General features: G+C 46.4%; 19 protein-coding genes. 2 read left to right on the forward strand and 17 right to left on the reverse strand.

The genetic code is table 11. From position 1 onward, the window contains the following. Positions 1-78 precede the first annotated feature (78 nt). Positions 79-1,740, reverse strand: coding sequence for a glycoside hydrolase family 13 protein (locus B5G33_RS06540; RefSeq protein WP_087417102.1), 1,662 nt, complete (start codon positions 1,738-1,740; stop codon positions 79-81). 162 nt (positions 1,741-1,902) lie between these two features. Here B5G33_RS06540 and B5G33_RS06545 point away from each other — a divergent pair, with 162 nt between their 5' ends. Beyond that, positions 1,903-2,184 carry a hypothetical protein gene (locus tag B5G33_RS06545; protein ID WP_087417103.1) on the forward strand — a complete coding sequence of 94 codons (282 nt, stop codon included), beginning with the start codon at positions 1,903-1,905 and terminating at the stop codon, positions 2,182-2,184. 68 nt (positions 2,185-2,252) lie between these two features. Here B5G33_RS06545 and B5G33_RS06550 read toward each other — a convergent pair whose 3' ends face one another. The 3 genes from B5G33_RS06550 to B5G33_RS06560 are packed head-to-tail and all read right to left on the reverse strand — an operon-like array spanning position 2,253 to position 6,951. Further along, the gene (locus B5G33_RS06550; protein ID WP_087417104.1) at positions 2,253-3,776 is read right to left on the reverse strand and encodes an HAL/PAL/TAL family ammonia-lyase; all 1,524 of its coding nucleotides are present in this window, start codon (positions 3,774-3,776) and stop codon (positions 2,253-2,255) included. 27 nt (positions 3,777-3,803) lie between these two features. After that, a complete protein-coding gene (locus B5G33_RS06555; protein WP_087417105.1) occupies positions 3,804-5,336 on the reverse strand; it encodes an HAL/PAL/TAL family ammonia-lyase in 1,533 nt (510 codons plus the stop codon). Then, positions 5,329-6,951: a BCCT family transporter gene (locus B5G33_RS06560; protein ID WP_087417106.1), complete on the reverse strand. Its 1,623-nt coding sequence runs from the start codon at positions 6,949-6,951 to the stop codon at positions 5,329-5,331. Before B5G33_RS06560 ends, B5G33_RS06555 begins: the two co-directional genes overlap by 8 nt. Before the next feature lie 305 nt (positions 6,952-7,256). Here B5G33_RS06560 and B5G33_RS06565 point away from each other — a divergent pair, with 305 nt between their 5' ends. Beyond that, positions 7,257-8,936 carry a sigma-54 interaction domain-containing protein gene (locus tag B5G33_RS06565; RefSeq protein ID WP_087417107.1) on the forward strand — a complete coding sequence of 560 codons (1,680 nt, stop codon included), beginning with the start codon at positions 7,257-7,259 and terminating at the stop codon, positions 8,934-8,936. Between the two features lie 20 nt (positions 8,937-8,956). Here the strand turns inward: B5G33_RS06565 and rpoN are convergent, their stop codons facing one another. The 13 genes from rpoN to glmL all read right to left on the reverse strand — a co-directional run bounded on the left by rpoN (position 8,957) and on the right by glmL (position 23,817). Next, positions 8,957-10,297, reverse strand: coding sequence for an RNA polymerase factor sigma-54 (rpoN, locus tag B5G33_RS06570; protein ID WP_087417108.1), 1,341 nt, complete (start codon positions 10,295-10,297; stop codon positions 8,957-8,959). Between the two features lie 33 nt (positions 10,298-10,330). Beyond that, positions 10,331-11,506, reverse strand: coding sequence for an alanyl-tRNA editing protein (locus B5G33_RS06575; protein WP_087417109.1), 1,176 nt, complete (start codon positions 11,504-11,506; stop codon positions 10,331-10,333). After that, complete coding sequence (locus tag B5G33_RS06580) at positions 11,503-12,801, reverse strand: homoserine dehydrogenase (protein ID WP_087417110.1); 1,299 nt, start codon at positions 12,799-12,801, stop codon at positions 11,503-11,505. The genes B5G33_RS06575 and B5G33_RS06580 overlap by 4 nt, the downstream gene beginning before the upstream one ends. After that, a complete protein-coding gene (locus B5G33_RS06585) occupies positions 12,782-13,606 on the reverse strand; it encodes a PHP-associated domain-containing protein (protein ID WP_087417111.1) in 825 nt (274 codons plus the stop codon). Before B5G33_RS06585 ends, B5G33_RS06580 begins: the two co-directional genes overlap by 20 nt. 69 nt (positions 13,607-13,675) lie before the next feature. Continuing rightward, the gene (locus B5G33_RS06590; RefSeq protein WP_087417112.1) at positions 13,676-14,479 is read right to left on the reverse strand and encodes an SseB family protein; all 804 of its coding nucleotides are present in this window, start codon (positions 14,477-14,479) and stop codon (positions 13,676-13,678) included. Positions 14,480-14,551: 72 nt separating this feature from the next. Further along, complete coding sequence (locus tag B5G33_RS06595; protein WP_242974550.1) at positions 14,552-15,091, reverse strand: DUF2284 domain-containing protein; 540 nt, start codon at positions 15,089-15,091, stop codon at positions 14,552-14,554. A 57-nt stretch (positions 15,092-15,148) separates the two neighbouring features. Then, a complete protein-coding gene (locus tag B5G33_RS06600) occupies positions 15,149-16,024 on the reverse strand; it encodes a hypothetical protein (protein WP_087417113.1) in 876 nt (291 codons plus the stop codon). A 230-nt stretch (positions 16,025-16,254) separates the two neighbouring features. Next, positions 16,255-16,791, reverse strand: a complete 537-nt coding sequence (locus B5G33_RS06605) for a Fe-S-containing hydro-lyase (RefSeq protein WP_087417114.1) — start codon at positions 16,789-16,791, stop codon at positions 16,255-16,257. Positions 16,792-16,812: 21 nt separating this feature from the next. Beyond that, positions 16,813-17,658 carry a fumarate hydratase gene (locus B5G33_RS06610; protein ID WP_087417115.1) on the reverse strand — a complete coding sequence of 282 codons (846 nt, stop codon included), beginning with the start codon at positions 17,656-17,658 and terminating at the stop codon, positions 16,813-16,815. 31 nt (positions 17,659-17,689) lie between these two features. Then, positions 17,690-18,634, reverse strand: coding sequence for an alanine-tRNA synthetase second additional domain-containing protein (locus B5G33_RS06615; RefSeq protein WP_087274807.1), 945 nt, complete (start codon positions 18,632-18,634; stop codon positions 17,690-17,692). Between the two features lie 96 nt (positions 18,635-18,730). Then, positions 18,731-19,975 (reverse strand): methylaspartate ammonia-lyase, encoded by a 1,245-nt coding sequence (locus B5G33_RS06620; protein WP_087417116.1) that lies wholly within the window; start codon positions 19,973-19,975, stop codon positions 18,731-18,733. Positions 19,976-20,996: 1,021 nt separating this feature from the next. Beyond that, complete coding sequence (locus B5G33_RS06625) at positions 20,997-22,445, reverse strand: methylaspartate mutase subunit E (RefSeq protein ID WP_087274805.1); 1,449 nt, start codon at positions 22,443-22,445, stop codon at positions 20,997-20,999. Then, the gene (gene glmL / locus B5G33_RS06630; protein WP_087274804.1) at positions 22,429-23,817 is read right to left on the reverse strand and encodes a methylaspartate mutase accessory protein GlmL; all 1,389 of its coding nucleotides are present in this window, start codon (positions 23,815-23,817) and stop codon (positions 22,429-22,431) included. Before glmL ends, B5G33_RS06625 begins: the two co-directional genes overlap by 17 nt. Between the last annotated feature and the right edge of the window lie 2 nt (positions 23,818-23,819).

Genomic DNA, 23,819 nt, shown 5'->3' on the forward strand with positions numbered 1-23,819 from the left:
GGTCAGCTCCATTTTCCTCATATATACTGTATCTTATTATTTCCCGAAAGACTTCTGTTATCCCCGTTTTTCAGGAATTTATCTGATATACACTGCTGCTTCCCAGGGAGCAAAAGTCCGGCTCTGGAAAGGTTTCTCCGGATAATTTCCGATCAATGGCTTTGCCTCTTCTTTTTTCCACTCTTCCGGCATGGTAAAGGAGGCCTCCTGGTCTGAGAAATTCAATACCACGAACATTTTCTGTTCCTGATAGTTTCTCTCATATATGTAAAGCTGCTGATCATCCGGCTCATACTCTTTAAAGTCCCCATAGACTGCAGTAAGATTCTCTTTTCTCATGCGGATCAGCTTCTGCATGTAATGGAAAATAGAATCTTCATCTTCAAGAGATTCCTTCACATTGATCTCTTTATAATTGGGATTCACCTTCAGCCAGGGAGTTCCTGTGGTAAAGCCGCCGTTCTCCTCATCACTCCACTGCATAGGCGTTCTGGCATTATCCCTGGCCCGGTAGCGGATACCCTCCAGAAGCTTCTGGGGATCCTCTCCCCCTTTGATAACTCTTTCTCTCCAGCAGTTGTGGATTTCCACGTCATCATAATCCTCTATAGAATCAAAATAAACATTGGTCATGCCAATCTCTTCGCCTTGATAGATATAGGGAGTGCCCTGCATGGTCATCAGCATGGTATAAAGCATCTTCTGGCTTTCCTTCCGGAATTCTTTGTCGTTTCCTCTTCTGGAAACAGTCCTTGGCTGATCATGATTGGTCCAGTAGAGACTGTTCCAGGCCTTGTCATTCATAGCCACCTGCCATTTGCTGAGAACTGCCTTTAATTCCGGCAGCGGAACCTTCCGAAAAGCCCATCTCTCTCCATCCACTGTATCCAGGTCATCATGCTCAAACTGGAATACCATATTCAGTTCATGGGTATCTTTTCCCGCATATTTCAAAGCCTCTTCCAGAGGTACATCAGACATCTCTCCTACAGTCATAATATCATACTTGGAAAGGACTTCCCGGTTCATCTCATGGAAAAACTCATGAATCCTTGGGCCGTTCTGATAGTTTTCCGCCCCGATTCTTCCTTTTCTGGGAACGCCGTCAGGAAGCCCCGGAACCTTGGAATAAAGATTTGCCACATCCATCCGGAATCCATCGCAGCCCATATCCAGCCAGAATTTCATCATATCATAGATTTCATACCGCACTTTCTCATTTTCCCAATTCAGATCCGGCTGCTTTCTGGTAAAAAGATGAAGGTAATACTGTCCCGTAGCCTCATCAAATTCCCAGGCAGGTCCGGAGAAATAGGATGTCCAGTTGTTGGGTTCCTTTCCCTCCTTGGGATTTCTCCAGATATAATAGTCTCTGTAAGGGTTGTCCTTGGATTTTCTGGACTCTATAAACCAGGGATGCTCATCGGAAGTGTGATTTACCACCAGGTCCATGACCAGCTTCATGTCTCGCTCATGAATCCCTTCCAGAAGCGTTTTAAAATCTTCCATAGTTCCAAACTCATCCATAATGTCCCGGTAATCGGAAATATCATATCCATTGTCATCGTTAGGTGACTTGTAGCAGGGAGACAGCCAGATTACATCCACTCCCAGTTCTTTCAGATAGTCCAGTTTGCTGATGATTCCCGGAAGATCCCCGATTCCGTCCCCGTTGGAATCCATAAAGCTCCGGGGATATATCTGGTATACCACTGCTTCTTTCCACCATGCTCTTTCCATAGTGCTTTACCTCCATTAAATCTGATAAATCTATTTTACTGGAATCCGGGTCTGTTTGACAAGACTCTCTTTTCTTATCCGTCCTGCCAGCCTGTTTGTCTTGAAAAACTCCCTTTCCCATAGTATGATAAATATAATATGAACTTGAGGAAGGAGTCCGCCATGGCAAAAGAACCTGAACGTCTGGAAATTGACATACCCAAGATTTTTTTTACTCCCCCTACTTCTATGCGGGAAAAAGTCACATTGTTTTTAATGATGCTGGTCATTTTTATCATGTTTTTCGGTCCTACCATCTTTACGGAGATCTCTCCGGTCAGGGCTATCATCATCTCTGCTCTTCCGGCTTTTTCTATCTCCTGGGGCTGGATGGTGCTTTTGCGAAGTCTGTTCAGGAAGCGGGAATTTTCCAAGGATTCCGGTAATAAAAAGAAAAAGCCCTGATAAGGAACTGCCCCAGGAAACATAGTCAGAACTATTTCTGATTTCTGTTTCCCGGGGTAATCCCTTTTTCAGGCCTTTTTATCTGCTGCCTTCCAGGCGGTATCCAGCATTTCTCCTTCATGTATCCATTCTTTTATCCACTGGATCCACGGATAGATATACATATCTTTTTCCATTGCCGGAATTTTTTTCTTCATTCCCTCATATACAGCAGAAGTTCCCTTTCCCCGTTTCAGATTTTCATCTATAAAAAACTGGGCCTGATAAGCGGACAGAGCCTCAACAGCCAGAATATATTCCAGCTTGTCCGCCGTCTCTGCTGCCTTTTTACAGGCATTATACCCCATAGACACATAATCCTCCTGTCCCGCGCTGGTGGACACACTGTCTGCTGTAGCAGGAACAGCCAGCATCCTCATAGTATTCAGCAGGCCTGCCTGGGCATACTGAGGAATCATCAGGCCGGAGTTCAGGCCCGGATTTTTTACCAGAAAAGAGGGCAGGCCGGAGAGATTCTGGTCCAGAAAGCGAGCGTTTCTCCGTTCCGACATCTTAGCCAGATTCACCGCCGCAATACAGGCCGCATCCATCTCCATCCCCACATAAGAAGCATCTGGATTTCCATTGGAATAGACCTCTGGGTTCTCCGGAGATCCATAGACCACTGGGTTGTCGCCACAGGCGTTTATCTCACAGGATACCACTTCCCAGGCATCCTTAAGAATCCTTTTTGCGGCTCCATGGAGCTGAGGGATGCATCTTAAGGACAAAGGATCCTGTAAATGACTTCCCGCCCATTTTTTCACAACCTCTGAGCCTGCTAAAAGAGCTTTCAGGTTTTCTGCAGTCTCTTCCAGCTCTTTCTGGGGGCGGCATTTGGTCACATGGCTGTCATATGCCCGCATCTGCCCTTTTAATCCCTCCAGAGACATTGCTGCCACTACGTCTGCAGTCTCTGCTGCCTGGGCCAGTCTGTATACAGCCAGCGCGGCCAAAGCTGTAGGAGAGGTCGTTCCATTGATAAGAGCCAGCCCCTCTTTATAGCTGAGAGTAAGGGGTTCCATGCCTGCTGCTTTCAAGGCTTCCTCTGCAGCCATCAGCTCTCCCTGATACCAGGCTCTTCCTTCTCCGATGAGCACAGCCCCAATATGGGCTTCCGCACATAAATAGCCTACAGAGCCTTCTCCCGGCACATAGGGGATAAGATTTTTATTCAGAAATTCCCGATATCTTTCCAGCACCTCCAGCCTCACACCGCTGACTCCTTTTCCCAGGCTCTGAAGTACCATCAGGATCACCGCCCTGACTTCTTCCTCTTTCAGTGGATTCCCCACAGATACCGAATGGGTCAGAATAATGTTTTTCTGAAGGAGCTCCGCTTCTTCTTTGCTGATAAACTGAGAAACCAGCGCTCCGAATCCTGTAGTCGTTCCATAAACTGCAGCTTCTTTTTCCACACAGGCCTCAATGATCTCCCTGGACTTTCTGATTCTCTCCCGGTATTCCTGAGAAAATTCTACTTTGCTGTGAAAAACAGCAATCTCTATAAATTTTTCTATACTGAGATCTTCACCTAAAATAACGGTTCCCATGGATTCTCATCCCCCTGTTTTCCTATTCTATTTCAGCTTTCCTGCAATGTCTTCCGCCAGTTTCAGGACAGTCCCTGAATGGATCAGCTCCCGGAGATATTCAATATGAGGATACAGGAGCATATCCTTTTCCATTACCGGTATCTGTTTCCCCAAGGTTTCATATATATTCTTTGATACAGAACTTACCTCCGTATCTCTATCCTGGAACTGCTGGGCCTGATAGTCGGAGAGCAGTTCAATAGCCAGGATATACTCCAGCTTTTCTGCTGCCATCCCCGCCTTTCTGCAGGCAAAATACCCCATAGCTACATAGTCTTCCTGATTGCCGCAGGTAGGGGTATTGTCTACCGTTGCCGGAGAAGCCAGAACTCTCATTTCATTTAAAAGTCCTGCCTGGGTGTACTGAGGAATCATCAGTCCGGAGTTCAGCCCCGGTTCCTTAATGCAAAACCATGGATAACCGGAAAGGCTCTCATCTATGATCCGGTTATTTCTCCTTTCCGACATTTTTCCTAAGGTACAGGCTGCAATACATGCGCTGTCCATTTCGATTCCCACATAGGAAGAATCCGGGTTGCAGGCAGAGATGACTTCCTGTCTGCCCTCTTCTCTCCATATGATAGGATTATCACAGCAGGAATTGATCTCTGTCTCTATAGTTTTCCTGGCATCTTCCAAAGTTTTCTTCGCTGCCCCGTGAAGCTGGGGAATACATCTGAGGGAAAGAGCATCCTGTACTCTGGATCCCTGATATTTTTTTATAACCTGGGAATCTTTTAATATTTTTCTTACGTTTTCTGCCGTATTTCCCTGCTCCCTGTGAGGGCGGACCTGCATCACTCTTTCATCGAAAGCGTTCATAACTCCCTTTAAAGTTTCCAGAGACAGTGCGCCGATCACATCTGCAGTTTTTCCTGCCTGGATAAGGTCATAAAGGGCAAGAGCAGCCAGGGCTGTAGAAGAGGTAGTTCCCGATACCAGGGCAAGTCCTTCTTTGGAGCTTAAGACCACAGGTTTTATTCCTGCTCTTTCCAGAGCTTCTCTGCCCTCCAGCATTTCTCCTTTGTACCATGCCTTTCCCATTCCCATAAGGACCAGAGCCCCATGAGCCTCCAAGGCCAGGTATCCCACACTGCCGTTTTGAGGGATCACCGGAACCACGCCTTTATTCAGAAAATCCCGGTAAGCCTCCAGGACCTCCAGCCGCACACCGCTGTAGCCCTGTCCCAGATTCTGAAGGACCATGAGAAGAATCCCTCTTACAGCCTCTTCCTTCAAGGGTTCTCCCACAGAAACCGCATGGGTGAGAATAATATTTTCCTGGAGCTGTTCCGTATCCTCTTTTCCGATAGCCTGTGTGCATAAAGCGCCAAATCCGGTGGTGACTCCATACATCACCTTTTCTTCTTCCACCCATTTTTCCACCAGTTCACGACTCTTTCTGACTCTTTCACAGTATTCCGGGGAAAATTCCACCTGGGCTTTATATCTTGCGATTTCTACAAATTCTTCTAAACTGAGATATCCTCCCAATATAATTTTTTCTTCTTTATTCACGGGCTTCCTCCTGTACTTCCTTAAAATCTGGATTCTCCATAGCAGCCATGCTGCTTTCTATATCTTTCTTGGTCTCTCTGTCCAGGAAAAATACCTTGATCGCTGCACCGATCTGAAGTATAAAGATGATCAGGACTACAAAACCGCCGCAGGCTGCCAGGTATTTTACCCCGTCTACTCCCTGCTCTCCGCCTCCAAAGGCAACCATGATGCAGGCAATAAGTCCGATGGTAACGCCCCATACGATCTTCTGCCATACTGCCGGTTCTTCATCATGTCTGGCACCTTTGGTACACAGGGCGGATATGGTGGTAGACATGGTGTCCGCAGTGGTAGAGAATGCGGCGATCAGCGCCACGATCAACACCGGAATGATAATAAATCCCAGCGGGATCTGCTGGAGGAACTCCCATAATCCAGCTACAGCTCCCTGCTCCTGGATCACGCCTACAATATCTGCCTTGCCAGTAATCTGCCAGTCTAAGGCAGTGCCTCCCCATACAGCAAACCAAACTAATCCAAAGGATGCTGGCAGAATCCAGTTAATGATCAAAAACTGACGGACAGTTCTTCCGTAAGCGATCATGGCAAAGAAAATTCCCATAAGAGGCGCATAGGCAATCCAGATTGCCCAGTCATACATAGTCCACCAGGTAACCAGGGCTTCTCCTCCTACTGTATAAGGATCCAGTCCCCAGGTCCAGAAACGATCCAGCCAGTAACCAAGACCTACATTTGCCATATTCAATATGTAGACCGTAGGTCCGATAATGATCAGTGCGATCAGAAGCACATAGAAAATTTTGGAGGTCAGGCCAGCCAGCCACTTAATGCCCTTATCAATTCCTGTTACAGAGGCAACGGTAAAGGTTGCTGTAATAATCGCAGTAAGTATAAACCAAACTACCGGTCCCTGAGCAATGCCATATACGGAGGAAAGTCCTGTTCCGATCAGTGCAAGGCCGGCTCCCAGAGAAGAAGCCAGTCCAAGGGCAATGGCCAGCACAGAAAGCACATCAATGACGGCTTTCCAGAATCCCTGAGTCACTCTGTCGCCAAAGAGAGGAGTCAGGGAAGCAGAAACAGAAAGCTCCTTATTTCTGTTAAAATACATGTAAGCAATAACAACCCCGGAAAGAGCATACATAGCATATGGGATAAAGGTCCAGTTATAAAATCCCCGGCCCAGAGCAAAATAAGCGGCCTCATCGGTAAACGCTTCTACCCCATAACCGTCCAGTTCCCCATAGATATTTCCATAGTAGACCATGACTTCATTAACGCCATAAGTGATCAGTCCTGTAGCGATGCCCCCTGTCAGTGTCATGGCAAACCAGGATCCGAAGGAATATTTTGGTTTTGCATTAGCTCCTCCAAAACGGATATTCCCGATTTTGGAAAATGTCAAAATAGCCACTAATATCAGAGTTACTATGGCAATAATCTGATACAGCCAGCCAAAGGAGGTCAAAGACCAGGTAAAGATCTCCCTTGTTACCTCTGTCAGCCACTGGTTGTTTACCAGTCCCAGAATGGCTGCCCCTCCGATCACCAGGAAACAAGGAACAAAGACACTCCATCGAATCGGTTTTTTGTTTGTTGTGTTGTTTTCCATTCTTTCTTTGTCCGATTAAAAATCGGCTCTCTCCTTTCTCTTTTTATTATACTTATTATTACTGCAATTTACGTGCCAACTTTTTTCAATATAAAAATACCTTTTTTCCATTTTTTCTCTTACATTTTTAATCCTTAATGCATAATTTTTTTGCACTCTGCATAACTTTTATGCATCAATCAAAGAAAGATGACAAAAAATCCTTTATTTTAGCTCCATAGGGAAATTAAGAATTTATGCAAAACTATTTTGCACATATTATCAGATTATGGTACAGTAAAGAAAAATGCAGGAGGCCAGCACCTATGTCAGAAAAAAGCTTTTTTGATATTTTATTTTATACGGACCGGGACGCTCAGTGCAGAGAAGTTTTTTATGGGGATCCGGACACGGAAAAGATCTATTCCCTTCTCTTTAATAACTGGATCCATGAAAAAAGGCATATCACCTCAGTTCTGCCTATTTCTCTTAAGGATACTGAAGGAAGCTTTATATGGGATGGGGATTCCTTTTTATTTAAAAAGCTTTCCGGCCCCAAAGGCGGTTTCTACTATCTTTTACTGAAAGAAGATTATCAGATTGACTTATACCGCCAGACCTTGAATCATCTGACGCAGGGCGTCCAGATCTATGACCGGAACGGCTATGCTGTTTTTTTTAATCAGACCAGCCGGAAAATCTCACAGATACCCTCTTCTCTGGATGTTCAGGGAAAACATCTTCTGGATCTCTTTGCCCTGGATGAAGAAGTCAGCACTACCATGACCGCCCTGCGTACCCAGGCTCCCGTAATCAACAGAGTGGATCATTTCCGCACTTCCGCAGGAATTTCCATTCTGTCAGCCAATACCGCCTATCCTCTGAAAAGAGGAAAACAGATCATCGGAGCAGCCGCCTTTGAACAGACAAGGGATATCGTTGGCGCCTGCAAAGAAAGCATGATTGCCACAGAGCAGGCCTTGAATGGCTTTAAAAACAATGTACCTGCAACCCGTTTTTCCGGCTATAGCTTTGAAAATGTCATAGGCCATGGAAAGGCTCTTCAGGAGGCTGTATCTATTGCAAAGAAAATCGCTCCTCAAACCAATTCTGTACTGCTTGTAGGAGAGACTGGCACCGGAAAAGAAATTTTTGCCCAGAGCATCCACAGAAGCAGTAAAAGAAGTCAGAAAAAATTTGTGGCTCTCAACTGTGCGGCTATCCCTGATTCTCTGATTGAGAGCATGCTTTTCGGCACACAGAAAGGAAGCTTTACCGGAAGCGAAAACCGGCCTGGATTTTTTGAAGAAGCCCAGGGTGGCACTTTGTTTTTAGATGAACTGAATTCCATGAGCCTTTCCATGCAGTCCAAGATCCTTCGGGCCCTTCAGGAGAATTCTTTCCGCCGGGTAGGCGGACAGAAAGATATTTCTATGGATGTACGTATTATCTCCTCCTGCAACAAAGACCCCTTTCAATGTATCGCAGATAATCAGCTTCGGAAGGATCTTTTTTACCGCCTTTCCACTGTCATGATCGAACTTCCTCCTCTCAGCATGCACATGGAGGATCTGGAGGAATTGATCCAGTACCATCTGTCTGCCACGGCCTATCAGTATGTTCACAATGTCACTGCCCTGGATAATCAGGTAATGGATCTCTTTAAAAGCTATTCCTGGCCGGGCAATGTCCGGGAACTGTTCCATGTCCTGGATTATGCACAAAATCTTGCAGATGGAGACACGATAACTTTAGAGCACCTTCCCTCCTACCTTCTGAAAGAGCAGAAGAGCATAAAAAAAGCTCCCGGAGTTTCTTACACTCCGGAAGCATCTTTGGACTGGGAAAACTGTTCTCTGCAAAGCCTGATGGATGATTATGAAAATAAGGTTATCCTAAAGGCTCTGGAGCATTTTGGTTACAATATCACCCAGACTGCCCAGGCTCTGGGTCTGAGAAGACAAAGTCTCCAGTACCGTATCCACAAATATGGGATACATATCTGAGACTGCATATCCTGCGGATATCAATATTCTTTTCTTCCCAGTGCATCCTTGATATTCATAGAATCCCTGTACTTTGCCACAGTTCTGCGGGAAATGGAAATACCCATTTTCTGCAGTTTCTCGGCAATGAGCCGGTCACTGAAAGGTTTCTTTTTTTCCTCCTGCTCTATGATCTTCTCAATGCAGCTTTTAATATGATCTGCAGAATTCTCCTTCTGCCCGTCACTTGGAATCCCCACAGAGAAGAAAAAAGAAAGCGGGTAAGTTCCCCATGGACACTGAAGATATTTTCCTTTGATCCCCCGGCTGACAGTAGAGGGATGGACCCCCATTTCCTCAGCAATTTCTCTCTGAGTCAGAGGCTCAAGAAATCCCTTTCCATTCCGGAAAAAGCCCTGCTGTCTTTCTACAATCTTTTCCGCCAGGTTCAGCAGGGTATTCTTCCGCTGTTCCAGGCACTGCTGCAGCCATTCTGCCTGTTTTATTTTTTCGTGGATATATTCTGCCGCTTCTTTGTCTTCCACCGTATTTCCCATTTTTCTGTAAAAATCACTGATATGAAATCTGGCATTCTGGGCGTCATTTATCAAAACCTCAAAATAGTCCTTCAGTTTCACCACAATGATATCCGGTATAAGGTATTCCTTAAATCTTCCTGTAGGAAAATAATTGGAGGGTCTGGGATTCAGATTTCTGATCCTTTCTATTGCTTCCATGACCTCTTTCAGCGTCTTTCCCGTTTTGTCTGCGATCCGGGATATCTGGTTTTTTCCCAATTCCTTTAAATATCGGCGGATTATTTCCTCTTGAAGCAGAGTATCCGGCTTTCCTCGAAGTTGGAGCAGGAGACATTCCTGCAGATTTTTTGCTCCTACTCCCAACGGCTCCATGGAATGAAGAATTTCTATAGCCTCTCTGACCTTTCCTGGCTCTTCTCCGAGAATGCCGGCAATCTCTTCCGGTTCTTCTGTGAGATATCCCCTCTCATCCAGATTATAAATCAGGTATTTCAAAACCGGCACCCTGCTCTGTTCCACCTTCATGTACAGCACCTGTTCTAAAAGATAATCCACAAAAGGGAAACCTTCCCCTTCTTCCGAAAAATATTCTCTGCCAGGAGATTCCTCTTCATAGGCTCTGTTCTGATAATCTTCGTAAGAATTTCTGGGAATTATCCTTTCCCCACTCTGACTTATATCCGGAATCATAGTCTTCTCTTCCGTTTCAATGACCGGATTCTCCAATGCCATATTTTCCAGATAGTCTTCCAATTCCTGATTTCCCATCTGCAGTATGGAAACTGCCTGTATGGTATTTTGGGATATTTTCTGCTGAAGCTCTGTCTCCTGCCTAAGTTCCATGGCTTCCTCTTTCTGTAAATCCCTGTATGGTATCTACTTGATAAATTCTCTGATCTCCTGCTCTTTTCCGTTTAAAGAACCCTGTATCATAGGGGGACGGCCGCCTCCTTTTCCCTGGAAACGGGTATTCAGATTTTTTCCGGCCGCCTGTATGTCCTGCTTTCTGCTTCCCAGCACATACTGATATCCCTGTTCGTCTGTTCCCACAAAGACCCCGGCAAATCCTTCCGTCATTTCCATAGCCTCATTGACAAAATTCCTTCTGGCCCCGCCATCCAGTTCCTCCGCAAAAAGTAAAATATTTTCTTCCGGAGCCGTGGCTGCTTTCTTTCTGGCTTCTTCCAGGCAAAGAGCCACATACCGCTGCTGGAGGTCCCTGATCTTTTCCTTCTGACGGTTTATTTCCTGTCCCAGACGTTCCACTGCCTGGGCGGTATCTTCCTGCTTTGCAGAAAGGAGATTGGATATCCGGACTACATTTTTCTCTTTCATCCGGTAATCCCAGAGAGCCCGGAATCCGCAGAGCATAGATACCCGCATACCGCCTTTATAGTGAATGGCGCCCACAATCTTGATCAGGCCTATGCTGCCTGTTTCCTTTACATGAGGTGCGCAGCAGGCACAGCTGTCATATCCTGGTATCTGCACAATCCTGATCTGCCCCTCAATCTCAATCTTACTTCTATATGTAATATTCTTTAATTCTTCTTCAGAAGGGTAAAGAACAACCACCGACAGATTTTTTGCCACTGCCTCATTGGCTTCTTCCTCAATCTGCTCCAAATCTTCCTGGGTCAGCACACCGTCATAGTCCATGGTAACCTCTTCTGTACCCAGGTGAAATCCCACATTGTGATAACCGAAATGGCTGCTGACCAGTCCTGATATAATGTGTTCTCCGGTATGCTGCTGCATCTTGGAAAACCGCTCCTGAAAATCCAGCTTCCCTGTTATTTCTTCTCCTTCTTTCAAAGGACCTGTGATATAGTGAAAGACTACACCATCTTTTTCCTGCACATCAGTAACGCTTACTTCGATGCCGTCTTCTGTATATAAAAAGCCGGTGTCTGCACTTTGTCCTCCTCCTTCTGGGAAAAAGGCAGTTCTCGTAAGAACTGCCTGATAACCGCCTTCCCTTTCCGTACAGGACAAAACCCTGGCCTGGAATTCTTTTATATAGCTGTCTTCATAAAAAAGCTTTTCTGTCATCTCTGGCCTCCATATACACGAATCACAGAGGATATCTTATGTACTGCATTCAAGCCCTCTACGATCATCATGGCGTCATTAAAGTTTCCTTCCCGTACTTTAGAGGTTACCACTACGATTTCTGCCAGATCTCCGTCCTTGTGCCTCTGTATCATCTGGGCAATACTCACATTGTTATTTCCCAGCACACTGGCAATTCCTGCCAGTACGCCTGGGCGGTCATCTACATGAAGCCGCATGAAGAAACGGCTTTCGATATCTTCTGCCTCTTTCACGGGAAGATTTTTGTAACAGGTACAGCTGATCCTTCCCGTACAGTTAAAGAGGATATTCCTTACAATATCAAAAACATCTCCCACAATGGCGCTAGCTGTAGGCATTTCCCCTGCTCCTCTTCCATAGAACATGGCATCACCTACTGCATCACCTTTCACAAAGACTGCATTGTAGGAATCATTAACCGTGGCCAGAGGATGCTCCTGGGGAACCAGCATAGGCTGGACCCGAACCTCGATTCCGGAATCTGTATTTCTGGCCAGTCCCATAAGCTTGATCACACAGCCCAATTCCCTGGCATACCGGATATCCTTTGCAGAAATATGAGTGATCCCTTCTGTGATCACATCTTCAAAGGTAACTCTGGAGTTAAAGGCAATGGAAGCCAGAATCGCCATCTTTCTTCCTGCGTCCAGCCCCTGGATATCTGCTGTAGGATCAGCCTCCGCATAGCCCAGCCTGGTGGCCAGAGCCAAAGCTTCTGCAAATTCCATTCCTTCCTGGGTCATCTTGGTAAGGATAAAATTCGTAGTTCCATTGACAATCCCCACCACCTCTGACAGATGATTGCCTGCCAGGCACTGTTTCAGCGGGCGTATAATAGGAATTCCCCCCGCCACTGCCGCCTCAAAAAGAAAGTCTCTGTTGTTGGCTGCCGCACAGTCCAGTACTTTCTGTCCGTAAGAGGCCACCAAGTCTTTATTTGCCGTCACCACATGTTTTCCTGCCTTTAAGGCCTCCAGCATATAAGTCTTGGCTGGCTCGATTCCTCCCATGACCTCTATAACAATCTCAATGGAATCATCCTCCAGGATCTCTTTCCAGTCATTAGTCAAAAGCTCTGGCTCTTCGATTTTAGCCGCAGCCTTTTTCAGATTTCTCACCAGGATTTTTTTTATCTCTGCCCTGGCTCCGATTTTATCTTCCATGTCATCCTGCTGCATTTTCAGGACTTTATAGACACCGGTTCCCACTGTTCCCAGCCCCAGAAGGGCTACATTAATCACTTTTTTGCTCATTCTTTTCTTCCTTTTTTACTTCTACTCTTTCTACATATCCCTTCTTCATCTTGTTGCTCCTGCTCAGGGCTTTACTCCATCCTCCCACTTTATTGTATACCCAGAAAGAACGGGAAAAGAGACCCTTGGCTTTCCCCATTTTTTCCTTAGTAGTATTGGTATAAATAGAACCGCCGCATTCCATAGGCGTTCCTTTCATAATATGAGTGATAAGATCTGATTCACAGGTCACATCATCTGGGATTTCTGTGTAAGCCAGGCCAATGCAGTCTGCTTTGTGAGCATCACTGCCGCCTGTTCCCGGCAATCCATATTGCTCTGCAACAGCTTTTGCTCTGTCGTTTACCTCCTGAGGTTCGCAGGCATTGAAAATTTCCATGAAATCAAATTCTTTTAGGATATCCGGATTTCTCTGATAAGCCTTTGCGTTCATAAAACTCATATACTTTTCTCCGCAGGGATGGGCAGGTCCCAGGATTCCTCCGTAATTATGAACAATAGGAATCAGCATCTGCACCGGGATCCCCCGAAGCTCTAAAAGCCGCAGCTTTATAGTCTCCGGCATGATCACCAGAATATGGCCTGCGTCCAGGGTATCATATTCTATTCCTTTCAGGACCAAAAAATCCTGATACTTATCTCCTTTGATATTCTTCTTCCAATAGCGATATCCCCCGTAGGAGTCATGGTCCGTCACCAGCATGCCTCCGAATCCCTGATTCCGCAGCATACGTATATACTGTTCAATAGGTACTTTCCCGTCCGGGGAACCTTCCCGTGTATGGCAGTGCATATCAATCTTCAAGCCTATCTCTCCTTCCTGATCTTATGCTCAGAAGCCTGTTTGGTCCCTGCTTTCTTTCCGCAGGACACATTATTTCTGGCCGTCCTGAGGCGCAATGCCGAACCGCTGCCTCAGTCCCTGGATCTTCTCTTTTGGAATGATCAGATTAAATCCCTGGGGGTTGATGATAATCCCCTTTGCCGCCGGGATCAGGACCTTCTCCAGATTGTCAAAACCTACCAGCAGAGCCTGAAGCTTCTTCTCTTTATTAAACTTTCGGAATTCTTCCGCATCTGTAAACAGAGGCTGGTAAATATCTCCCTGATTATTTTTGATGTAAGGCACATGTACATTTTTTTGATCCTGCCCCTCTTCCGGTCTCTGTACAGCCATAAGGTATCTGCTTTTTACCACATTTGCAGCTACTTCTTCTTCAAGTTCCGGAAGATTATCTTTTTCCTCATTAGCGCCGCCTCTTCGCAGTTCCTGCATAAAATAAATACCAGAAAGCTGGAGCTGAGGGTTAAACAGCGGCTGCTTTTCTTTAGGAAGAGAAGAGAAATCCGGCTTTTTTACAATCTCTTCTAATTCCAGTTCCGTAGCCTTATCCTCCTCATAAAACACCACTGCGTTTACTCCCAGAGTGTAAAGAGTCGTATAAAAACTCAGATAGCTCTTGTTTTCCACCTTAATAGCCGCAACGGGATTTTTCTTATCTGTAAGAGGCTTCACAGCCTTTTCCAGATCTTCCTTACTCTCAAATATCCATACCTGGTCATTGAAGCTCTCCGGATCACAGATTACATAGGGCAGTCTGGTAGCTCTGGAAAGAATGGTATAAACCTCTCCCAGAGTCTGTATTTTTCTGATCAGTTCTTTTCTAATAGCATCCATTTTGTTTCTCCTGTTGTGTTCATCATTCTCTGTCTCTAGTATACACCTTTTTCTGTGTTTTGTCCCCGGGAATCAGGAAAAAAACAGAAGGCTGAAGAAAGCCACCTCTCCCTGGCACCAGTAAGGCATATCACATTTTTCTGCCAGCTTGTCCACCTGAATGCAGTAGGCTGAAAGGCAGGATGCGATCCTCTCTGGAAAGCTGCAAGGTTTTCCATCTTTTTTCTCGCAGTCTTTACAAATCTGACAGGGGCCTGCCATAGCCGGAAGAAAATTTTCCAGCTTCTCCGAAAGGCCGTCGATAAGTCCCCAAGTCATCTGATTATGGCGGTGCTTGATTTCCCTGGTTTCCCGGTCATCGGCAATGTCATGCACCGGCGTAATAGTCTGAAGTACCAAAACCCGGGAGAATTTCCTGGTTTTTTCTTCCATTTCCTCAGGTGTACCGCATTCTGGAGGACATGAATAGTTATTTCCATAATTCCCGCAATAATTTACCTCACAATATTTTCTCAGCGAATGGTCAAAACTCAGCTCTCCTGCCGGAAGAATCCGGCAGTTGTCAAATCCTGCCTCTTTTGCTTTTTTCAATAATTCCTCTTCCTGTATCATCTTTCTTCCTCCCATTTTCTATTCACTAAAGCTTTTAGCTGTACTCAGTCCATAACTTTACTCCGATGGCACCCAGAACCCATATTCTACAGTACCCTGATCCCACTGTCCCTGCACCAGGTATACAGAACCAGGCTGGGCGTTAAACTCCAGATTTCCCTTTCCACTTTTTGTCACTTCCACAGCTGTTCCCTCCGGAATCTGATCAGCACTGTCCTGGTACTGTCCCAGAAGGGTATCATCCCAAACCAGAAGCTCTACACTCTCGGGTACTTCGTCAAAGTACAGTTCCATAGTCATGGGTTCTGAAATCTTCTTCACTTCCACCGGCTCTGTATGAAGGACATGAGCCCCATCTGTAGTAACAGTCCTGCTCTCCCCACTTTCATCTGTATATGTCCAGGTATAACTGAGGGGATCCGGGATCATCACTGCCGCATCTGCCAGTTCATCCCTATAGCACACATTCAGATACGGCAGCTCTGAGGGATCCTTTTCTACAAAAAGCTCCTCCAGATAATGCCCGTATTGATCAATATATTTCTGGTTAGACTGCTCTGTTCTTTCCATTTTTGTGATCCCATTGTACTGGGCAGGATAGGATTCAGCAATAACGCCGTTTCCCCAGATATTCAGCACATCTCCGCTGTTCAGATCTTCCTGGGTGATCTTTTCGCCATCCTCATCATAGAGTTCGCCCTCGGGTATGTTTCCATCAAATGGGTATTCCTCTGTCAGATTTACAAAAATACTGTTTCCGTCCTCTTTCTCTAAATAAACCGCCTTCAGTGCATATTCTCCCTGGACCTGATTTTCCTCCTGGGGTTCCTCTGAAGAAAATTGACTTCTCAGCATGTTGGCTGCTGCCAAAATGACCAGGGTCACCAGCAGTACGCCAATATAAACAATGGGACTTGTATTATTATTTCTCATAAGACCTCCTGTTTCTTTTTAAGGATACCATGAAACAACAAGCCAAACGGACATTTATGTTCATTTGGCGGCTGTAGGTGATACTAGATACAGTGTACCATAATCTTCAGTCTCGCACAATGGAAGTATCCTTCCAAAACGGTTGGTTTTACCATTTCCTATATTTCAGCCGTTTCTTACAGTCAGAAAAAACAGCCTCAAAAATGAAGCTGTTTATCCGATTTCTTATTCTATTTTAACACTTCTTCGTATAAATTATTTCCCTGAGAATCAATAACTACAATCACTGGGAGATTTTCTACTTCCAGCTTTCTGATAGCCTCTGTTCCCAGATCCTCATAGGCGATCACTTCTGCCTTTTTTATACATTTAGAAAGAAGAGCTCCTGCTCCTCCCACTGCAGCGAAAAATACTGCACCGTTCCGGACAATAGCCTCTGTTACCTCTGGTTTTCTTTTTCCTTTTCCAATCATGGCTGTAAGGCCCAGGTCCAGAAGCCTGGGGGTATATTTATCCATACGGCTGGCAGTGGTAGGCCCTGCAGAGCCAATAGGCCTTCCCTCTCTTGCCGGGGTAGGTCCCATATAGTAAATCACATTCCCTTCCAGTTCTATTGGAAGCTTCTCTCCCTTATCAAGTGCCTGGGACATCCGCAGATGTGCCGCATCTCTGGCTGTATAGATAGTTCCCGTAATATATACATAATCCCCTGCTCTCAAGGTCTTTACCTCTTCCCGATCCAGAGGCGCTTTCATATATCTGTCCATGTTCCTTCCTCCTGTAAATTCTTAGATGGTCCGCACTATATGGCGGTTTACATGGCAGCACATATTCACTGCCACTGGAAGTCCCGCAATGTGGGTAGCATAAGTATTGATATTCACTGCCAGAGCGGTAGTATCTCCGCCCAATCCAGCAGGGCCCAGACCAATCTCATTGATCTTTGCAAGAAGCTCCTCCTCCATCTCCTTTATATGAGGCAGGGGAGAATGGGTCCCGATTTCTCTTGTTAAGGCTTTTTTAGCCAGAATGGCTGCTTTCTCAAATGTACCTCCGATACCTACTCCTACGACTACTGGGGGACAGGCGTTAGGACCTGCTTCTCTTACTGTATTCAGAATAGCCTCTTTAACTCCTTCTGCTCCATCTGCAGGTTTCAGCATACAGATTTTGCTCATGTTCTCACTTCCAAAACCTTTTGGCGCCAAAGTGATCTCCACCTGGTCTCCGGGAACAATCTCATAGTGGATTACCGCAGGCGTATTGTCTTTCGTATTCACCCTCAAAAGAGGATCTCCTACTACAGATTTTCTCAGATAGCCTTCTTCATATCCCCGGCGAACACCTTCATTCACTGCTTCTTCTACACTGCCGCCTTCAAAATGTACATCCTGGCCGATTTTCAGGAAGACTACGGCCATACCTGTATCCTGGCAGATAGGAATCATATCCTCTCCAGCAATGTCCAGATTTTCCAGAAGCTGGCCCAGTATCTGCTTTGCCAGGGGCTTTGATTCCTTGTCATAAGCCTCCCGCATAGCCTTCTCCATATCAGGCGCCAGATAATGATTTGCCTGAATGCACATTTCTTTAATGTTTTCTGTGAGCAGCTCTGTATTTACGCTTCTAATCATATCTTTATTTTCCTCCAATGTTACTAGTGCACTAACTTCTATGAAGCTGCCGGTTCAGATCGATACGGTTCAGCTCATGGATATCTTCTGTTCTGTTTCCTCCGATCAGACCGATCAGCATATAATACCCTGTAGCCGGATCCTGTGGATAATCTTTAACCAGCGAAAAGTCCTCAATCTTTCCTGTGCTGGAAATATGCATTCTGGGTCCCAGGCACTCTATGATATAATCTCCGATCTGCACATGGTTTTCATCGTAATAAGATACCGGCAGGTCCTTTTTTACTGCTTCCCGGACCTTCTCCTCCAGCCATTCCAGATCTACAGAGGGCTTTTCCTCAAACAGCAGAACGAAGCCATGGCGTACATCTGATCTGGGGCCGTCCTGGGCATAGCCTTCCCCCATGAAATACACACACAGGTCTTCCAGGGTATGGGCCATTTTCCGGTAGGCTACAGACTTATGCACAATGCCGGCAATATTCTCCGGCAACGGCCCAAACATATTAGGCCTGGTAATAATGATCTCCTCTCCGATTCCTACCAGGAGATCCGCATTTCTGTTCAGGAAAGGATGAATGAGCTCAAAGTGCTCTACGATCACCATTTTCCCATACCTGGCAGCCTCCAGAATGGCATCTGCCAGCACATGCATCTGGGTAAAGGCAGACTCAAAACGGATATCCAGGTGGTATGTATGGGGAGAAAAGGGGTCTGACAAGTCTTCATGGAGAAGGGGAAGAGGACGGACATTGACGCCTTCGTCATCGTTGGTCAGGTCCAGTCCGGGAAACATTCCCTTAATGAGCAGGCTCTTTCCTGCTCCCGCATCCCCGATTATACCGATAATGTGATCAAAGGGGCTGAGGTACATCTGGCTCAGCTGCATCCCCAGGTCTGCCATACGGCGGTTTCCTCTGGGGGCAAAATAAAAACTGTACAGGTTACTGTCCTGCATTTGTCTTGAATATGCCATAAAATTTTCCTCTCAGATTTAAAGCCAGAAGGCCAAACACGCTTTACGAATCCTTCTGCAAGCGGTTTGGCCTTTCCATATCCTATATACTTCCTGCTATTTTCCTGCTTTTCTCAGAGCAAGGATTCTTTCCATTTCATTGTAAACAATCATGTAGCCTTCGTCAACACCCATACCAGGCTTTGCCAGGATCTGATCCGGTTTTGTGGCCATCGCACAGTTCACACATACCTGAGCAGACCGGTCTGTCTCATTGCAGGTTCCACCCTGGTAAGCGCCGAAGCCTTTCTCCTTACAATAGAGAACAGCCTCTACGATATTGTTGATGCCTCCCAAGTCCGGAGTCTTGATCTGAGCCATATGTCCGGCTTTATTGTCAGCAAAATATTTTACGTCCTCCAGGGTATTACACCACTCATCTGCAACCAGCTCTACGTTAATGCCTCTTCTGTCAACTTCTTCTCTGAGACCTTTCAGGCAGAGCATCTGTTTTTCTCTTTCCTCTGCATCCATAGGCCCTTCAATTCTTAAATGGAATGGCTTAGCTGCCTCTTCCAGCTCTGCCAGATAATCTGCCATAGCCGGGTAATTGTCCACGCCGAAAACCGCTCCGATAGTTCCATATACGTCAATGTGGAAAATCGGCATATAATCTTCGTCATGGCGGAGCTTCAGCACACGGTCTCTCAGCCATGCCACATACTCCTTCAGAATCTCTCCATGCTCGCCCAGCTTTGTCTTTACATTATTGATCAGAGCATGAGGCATTACTGCAGCACCCTTTAAGATCATCTTGTCTGCATTATCATAACGGCTGTCACCAGACTGGGTGAAGATTGGAATCGGCTCCTCTGAAACTGTTGTGCCATACTCATCTGCCACTACTTCACACATAAGACGTTTGGTAGATTTTGCCACAGCATCCAGAATGGCCTGGCTTACACCGTAGCGGATAGCTGTGTGAAGACGTTTTCCATCTACCTGGATATTCTCCAGCATCTCACACAGTCCCTTGAAGCTGTCTGCCTCTTTGCCAACCAGTTCCGGTTTGATATATTTCTCAATAATGGGGATAAAATCCTCAGCCAGGAACAGAGGATCACGTCCGCCTGCTCCAGAATACTGTACAGCGGCGCAGTCACCCCAGGCAATCTGGCCGTCTTCCAGGATCAACATAACGGAGATAGCCTCTCCCGCCTGTCTCACAGACTTAAACCCAGGGGTTACAGTCTCACCAAAATAAGCTGCACCGTCAGAAACGGCACCTTTTTTAATTGCTCTCTGATCATCAAAGAAAAATCCTGTTCTGGCTTTGGAACACACAAGATCTACTATTTTCATTTTTTTCTCCTTTTTTGCGGAGCCGAAGGGGATTTTGGGCGAAAACGAAAGGAGTGGGAAAGGGAGGTTATAATGGTCAGTCTCTTCAATGCATTGCATTCGCCTCAGGGGACATAGGCGTCTTTTCTTGCTCAAAACCCTTTTCAATTCGCAGAAAAGACGCCTATATCCCCTGAGGTGTTCAGATTTCTTGCAGGGACTGGGATTTAGGTTTTCTTTTCCCTGGTTTTCATTTTCGGCAATATGCAGCCGGCGGCTTCGCTAATATTTGCCAGCCGCCCATCCGGCTGTTGGTTTTTGGCTCCGGTTTGTTTATGATTTGTTTTTTTGTTTTTTGATAATTCGCAGGGGGGTGGACAGTCCCTTCAATGCAGCATGTTCGCCTCAGGGGATATAGGTGTCTTTTCTTGCTCAAAACCGTTTTTCATTCGCAGAAAAGACACCTATGTCCCCTTCGGCGTTCATTTTTTTTTGCAGGGACTGGGATTCAGGTGTTCTCTTTTCTGAAAATACCATTCTCAGAAAAGACTTCTGCAGCAGTTCCAAAAAACTGCCTGTAGCTTATCCAACATAGCCACAGAACTATATCCCAGCCTCAGTGGACCCAGGTGGTGGGGGATAGGCGAATTAAAACGCCTTTGAGCCTAGACCCCACTTCCTGGGGCCTCTGAGGCTGTACACCACCCTACGTTTTCCCCGCAGCTCTGAGGTACAGTCCCGACCTGTGTCATAAAACTGTATCCCAGCCCCAACGGTCCCTGGTAGTGGGGGATAGGCGAATTTTAAACACCTTTGAGCCTAGACCCCACTTCCTGGGGCCTCTGAGGCTGTACACCACCCTACGTTTTCCCTGCAGCTCTGAGGCACAGTCCCTCTCTGCGCTATAAAACTGTATCCCAGTCCCGGTACGCCAGGCTGGGGAGCTCAGGCTAATTTAAAACGCCTTTGAGCCTGAGCCCCCAGCCTGGCGCTCCGGGACTGAACACAACTTATGCCGCTTCCCGGAACTGCCCCCTCAGTCTCATTTCGGCTTTCCTACCAGTCTTCCTTTGCTGATGGCATATACATCGTCGATGACCATCTGGAAAGAGGCTTTTCTCTTTTCCATTTTTGCTCTGTGCTCAATCTTATTTAAGTTGTAATTTACCAGTTCTTTTGGCAGAGGCACGTGTGCCGGGTTCAGATACCGTACTGCACCTTCAAAGTCACGAGCCGGAAGCATTTTTCCGTAATTGTACTTGCTGGGTGCAAATGGAATATCAATAACACCTGCTTTTACCGCCCGGATAGCGCCAAGGGCCAGGTCTCCCTTTCCAAGCTCAAAGCTCTTGTCTACGATGGCTCTGGTTTCTTCCTTGATGATCGCTTTTTCCAGCTCCAGTGCAGAACTCTTCAGTTCCTGATCTGCCAGAAGGGAAATCGCCTGTTTTGTACATCTCAGACCCTGAGCGTTAGCCTCCATAGTCGGCACGCCGATAGCCTCATGAGGAGTTTTTACAATAACTTTTGTGGCTTTTGCCAGAGCTGCCACAGAGCTTCCCCAGGAAATAACTGCAAAAGCTTTTGCCTCGTCCTGAGGGAATCCGCCCATCCACTGATGGAGAACAGTGGTCACGGTTGTATCCTCGTAGCCGTACTGCTCCAGATATTCCTCAGTCAGCTCTTCCAAAACACGGAGAGCGGCTACGTCCTGAACCAGGTTTCCGCACTGTCCGTATCCCACAGTGATATTCTTTACACCCTGTTCTGCTGCCAGCATAGCCTCAATAATTGCCACTGCGTTAGACATAGACGGCGGCACCAGGGTACCGGTAAGAGGTCCGTAAGGCTCACGGTTAATGGATACTCCGGCTTCTTCATAAATGCCGGTCAGACGGTCTACATACTGCCAGTCATAAATTGTTCTTTCAAGAGGAACGTCTTTTGCGTATGGAATATTGTAGGAAATACCGCCTCCCTCATAGCTGGTAAATCCTCCTGCGTAACAGATTTCTGTGAGAAGGCGGGCATCCGGAGTGCCGTGGCGCACCTGTACCGGAATATCCAGGTTTTCGATAATCTGACGGCAGCCGTACACTCCATGGTTTACTGCCGGGAAGCCATTGAGCATAGACTTCCTGGTATGTATAGACTCTTTGATTCCATTCTCCGCTTCTTCATAGCGGTTCTGTCTGGTATAGGAATCAATCGTGGTAGGAAGCAGGTCCGCTTCTCCGTTATTCTGAAGATACTGGAGAAGTTTAATATGCTCATCGATCAGAGCTACTCCGGCTCTTGGCTGGATTAAGGTTTTCCGTTCTTTTTTTGCTTCTGACAATTTTCTTGAAAAGCTCTTTGATTCCGGCATGCTTTTGTGATATTCAATAGCCTCATCTAAGTCTACATCTTTGCCAGTGGACCACTGTCCCAGAATTTCTTTTCGGATTCCGTAAAACTCGTCATCCGACAGCTTCTTATTCATAATGTCCATAATCAGCAATCTCCTTCTTCATTATTTCCAGAGCAGCCAGGGGATAGTATTGAGAAAGCAAGCCCATAGCTGCCAGAATATACTTATCATCAATCAGAATCTTGGCGTTTTCCGGTCTCAACGACTCCGGTGTCTGAGGATCATAGAGCGCCTTCCCGGCAATCTCCCTGACATTTTTGGCATGGATCAGTGCTCCTCCTGTAGCCACCACATATTTCACGCTTCGCAAATCTTTTCCGCTTTGGAGGAAGGTCAGCCCTGTAGGGGTATAAACCTGCTCCAGAGTACCTGCATGACGGGAAACCGCTGTTTCTACCGCTCCGCAGGCCAGAGCGAAATCCATCTTCTCCATTTCTTCGTTATCCGGTATATAGTCTGTATGGCTGCCCAGGAAATCCACCAATTCTGCAACTCTTTTCCTGTTAATACCTGAAAGTAAAGACAGTTTTCTGTCCCCTGCCGCTTCCAGGATTCCATGAACGCTGTACCGCATTCCAATATCGCCTTCTACGCTCCTTTTAGAATAGGGCTCTTTAAGTCCCTTCATTACTGTGCCTATGTTGGCAGGATTTCCATCTGCGATAGAATATACGTCTGTAGTAGCGCCTCCCAGGTCGACAGCTACCAGCTCTCCGATTCCCGGATGGTCTTCCCATCCTTCGGATAAAAGCTCCATAGCTGCCAGCATGGCAGAAGGCGTAGGCATAATGATCCCGGATACCAGGTCCGCCGCTTCTGAAAGCCCTTTTCCCTGAACAATTCTTTTCAGAAAAATCTCCCGGATCTGCTTCTGGGCAGGAAGCACATTCAGCTCTCCCAGCCTTGGCATCACATTTTCACATACATACACGCTCCGGTCTTTCAGAATCTCCTCACACTGGTCAGCTGCATTGCGGTTTCCCGCAATTACAATAGGGCAGTCGTAGCTCAGCCCGGAAAGAACCTGGGCGTTATACAGAATGGTTTCTGTATTTCCCCCGTCCGTTCCCCCTGTCAGAAGAATAATATCGGGATGATATTCCTCAATCTCCCTCATATCCCCTTTAGTAAGCTGAAAAGAATAAGTCTTCCATACTTTGGCTCCGGCTCCCAGGGAGGCTTCTCTGGAGGCCTGAGCAGTAAGCTCCGGCACCAGGCCTATAGAAATCATCTTCAGCCCTCCTGCTGCACTGGAGCAGGCGTACCGCTCTGCAAATTCTAATGGTCCTGTGGTTTTCTCCAGAATTTTCAGAGCATTTTCCAGTCCTTCATTAATGTCTGTTTCTACTGTGGTATAAGCAGTGGCTGTACCCAGGACTCTGTATTCTTCCACATCCACAGCCGTTACCTTTGTATTGGTACTTCCAAAATCCACCAACAGGATTGGTTTCATTT

Source organism: Blautia sp. An81, assembly GCF_002161285.1.
Classification (GTDB): Bacteria; Bacillota; Clostridia; order Lachnospirales; family Lachnospiraceae; genus Blautia; species Blautia ornithocaccae.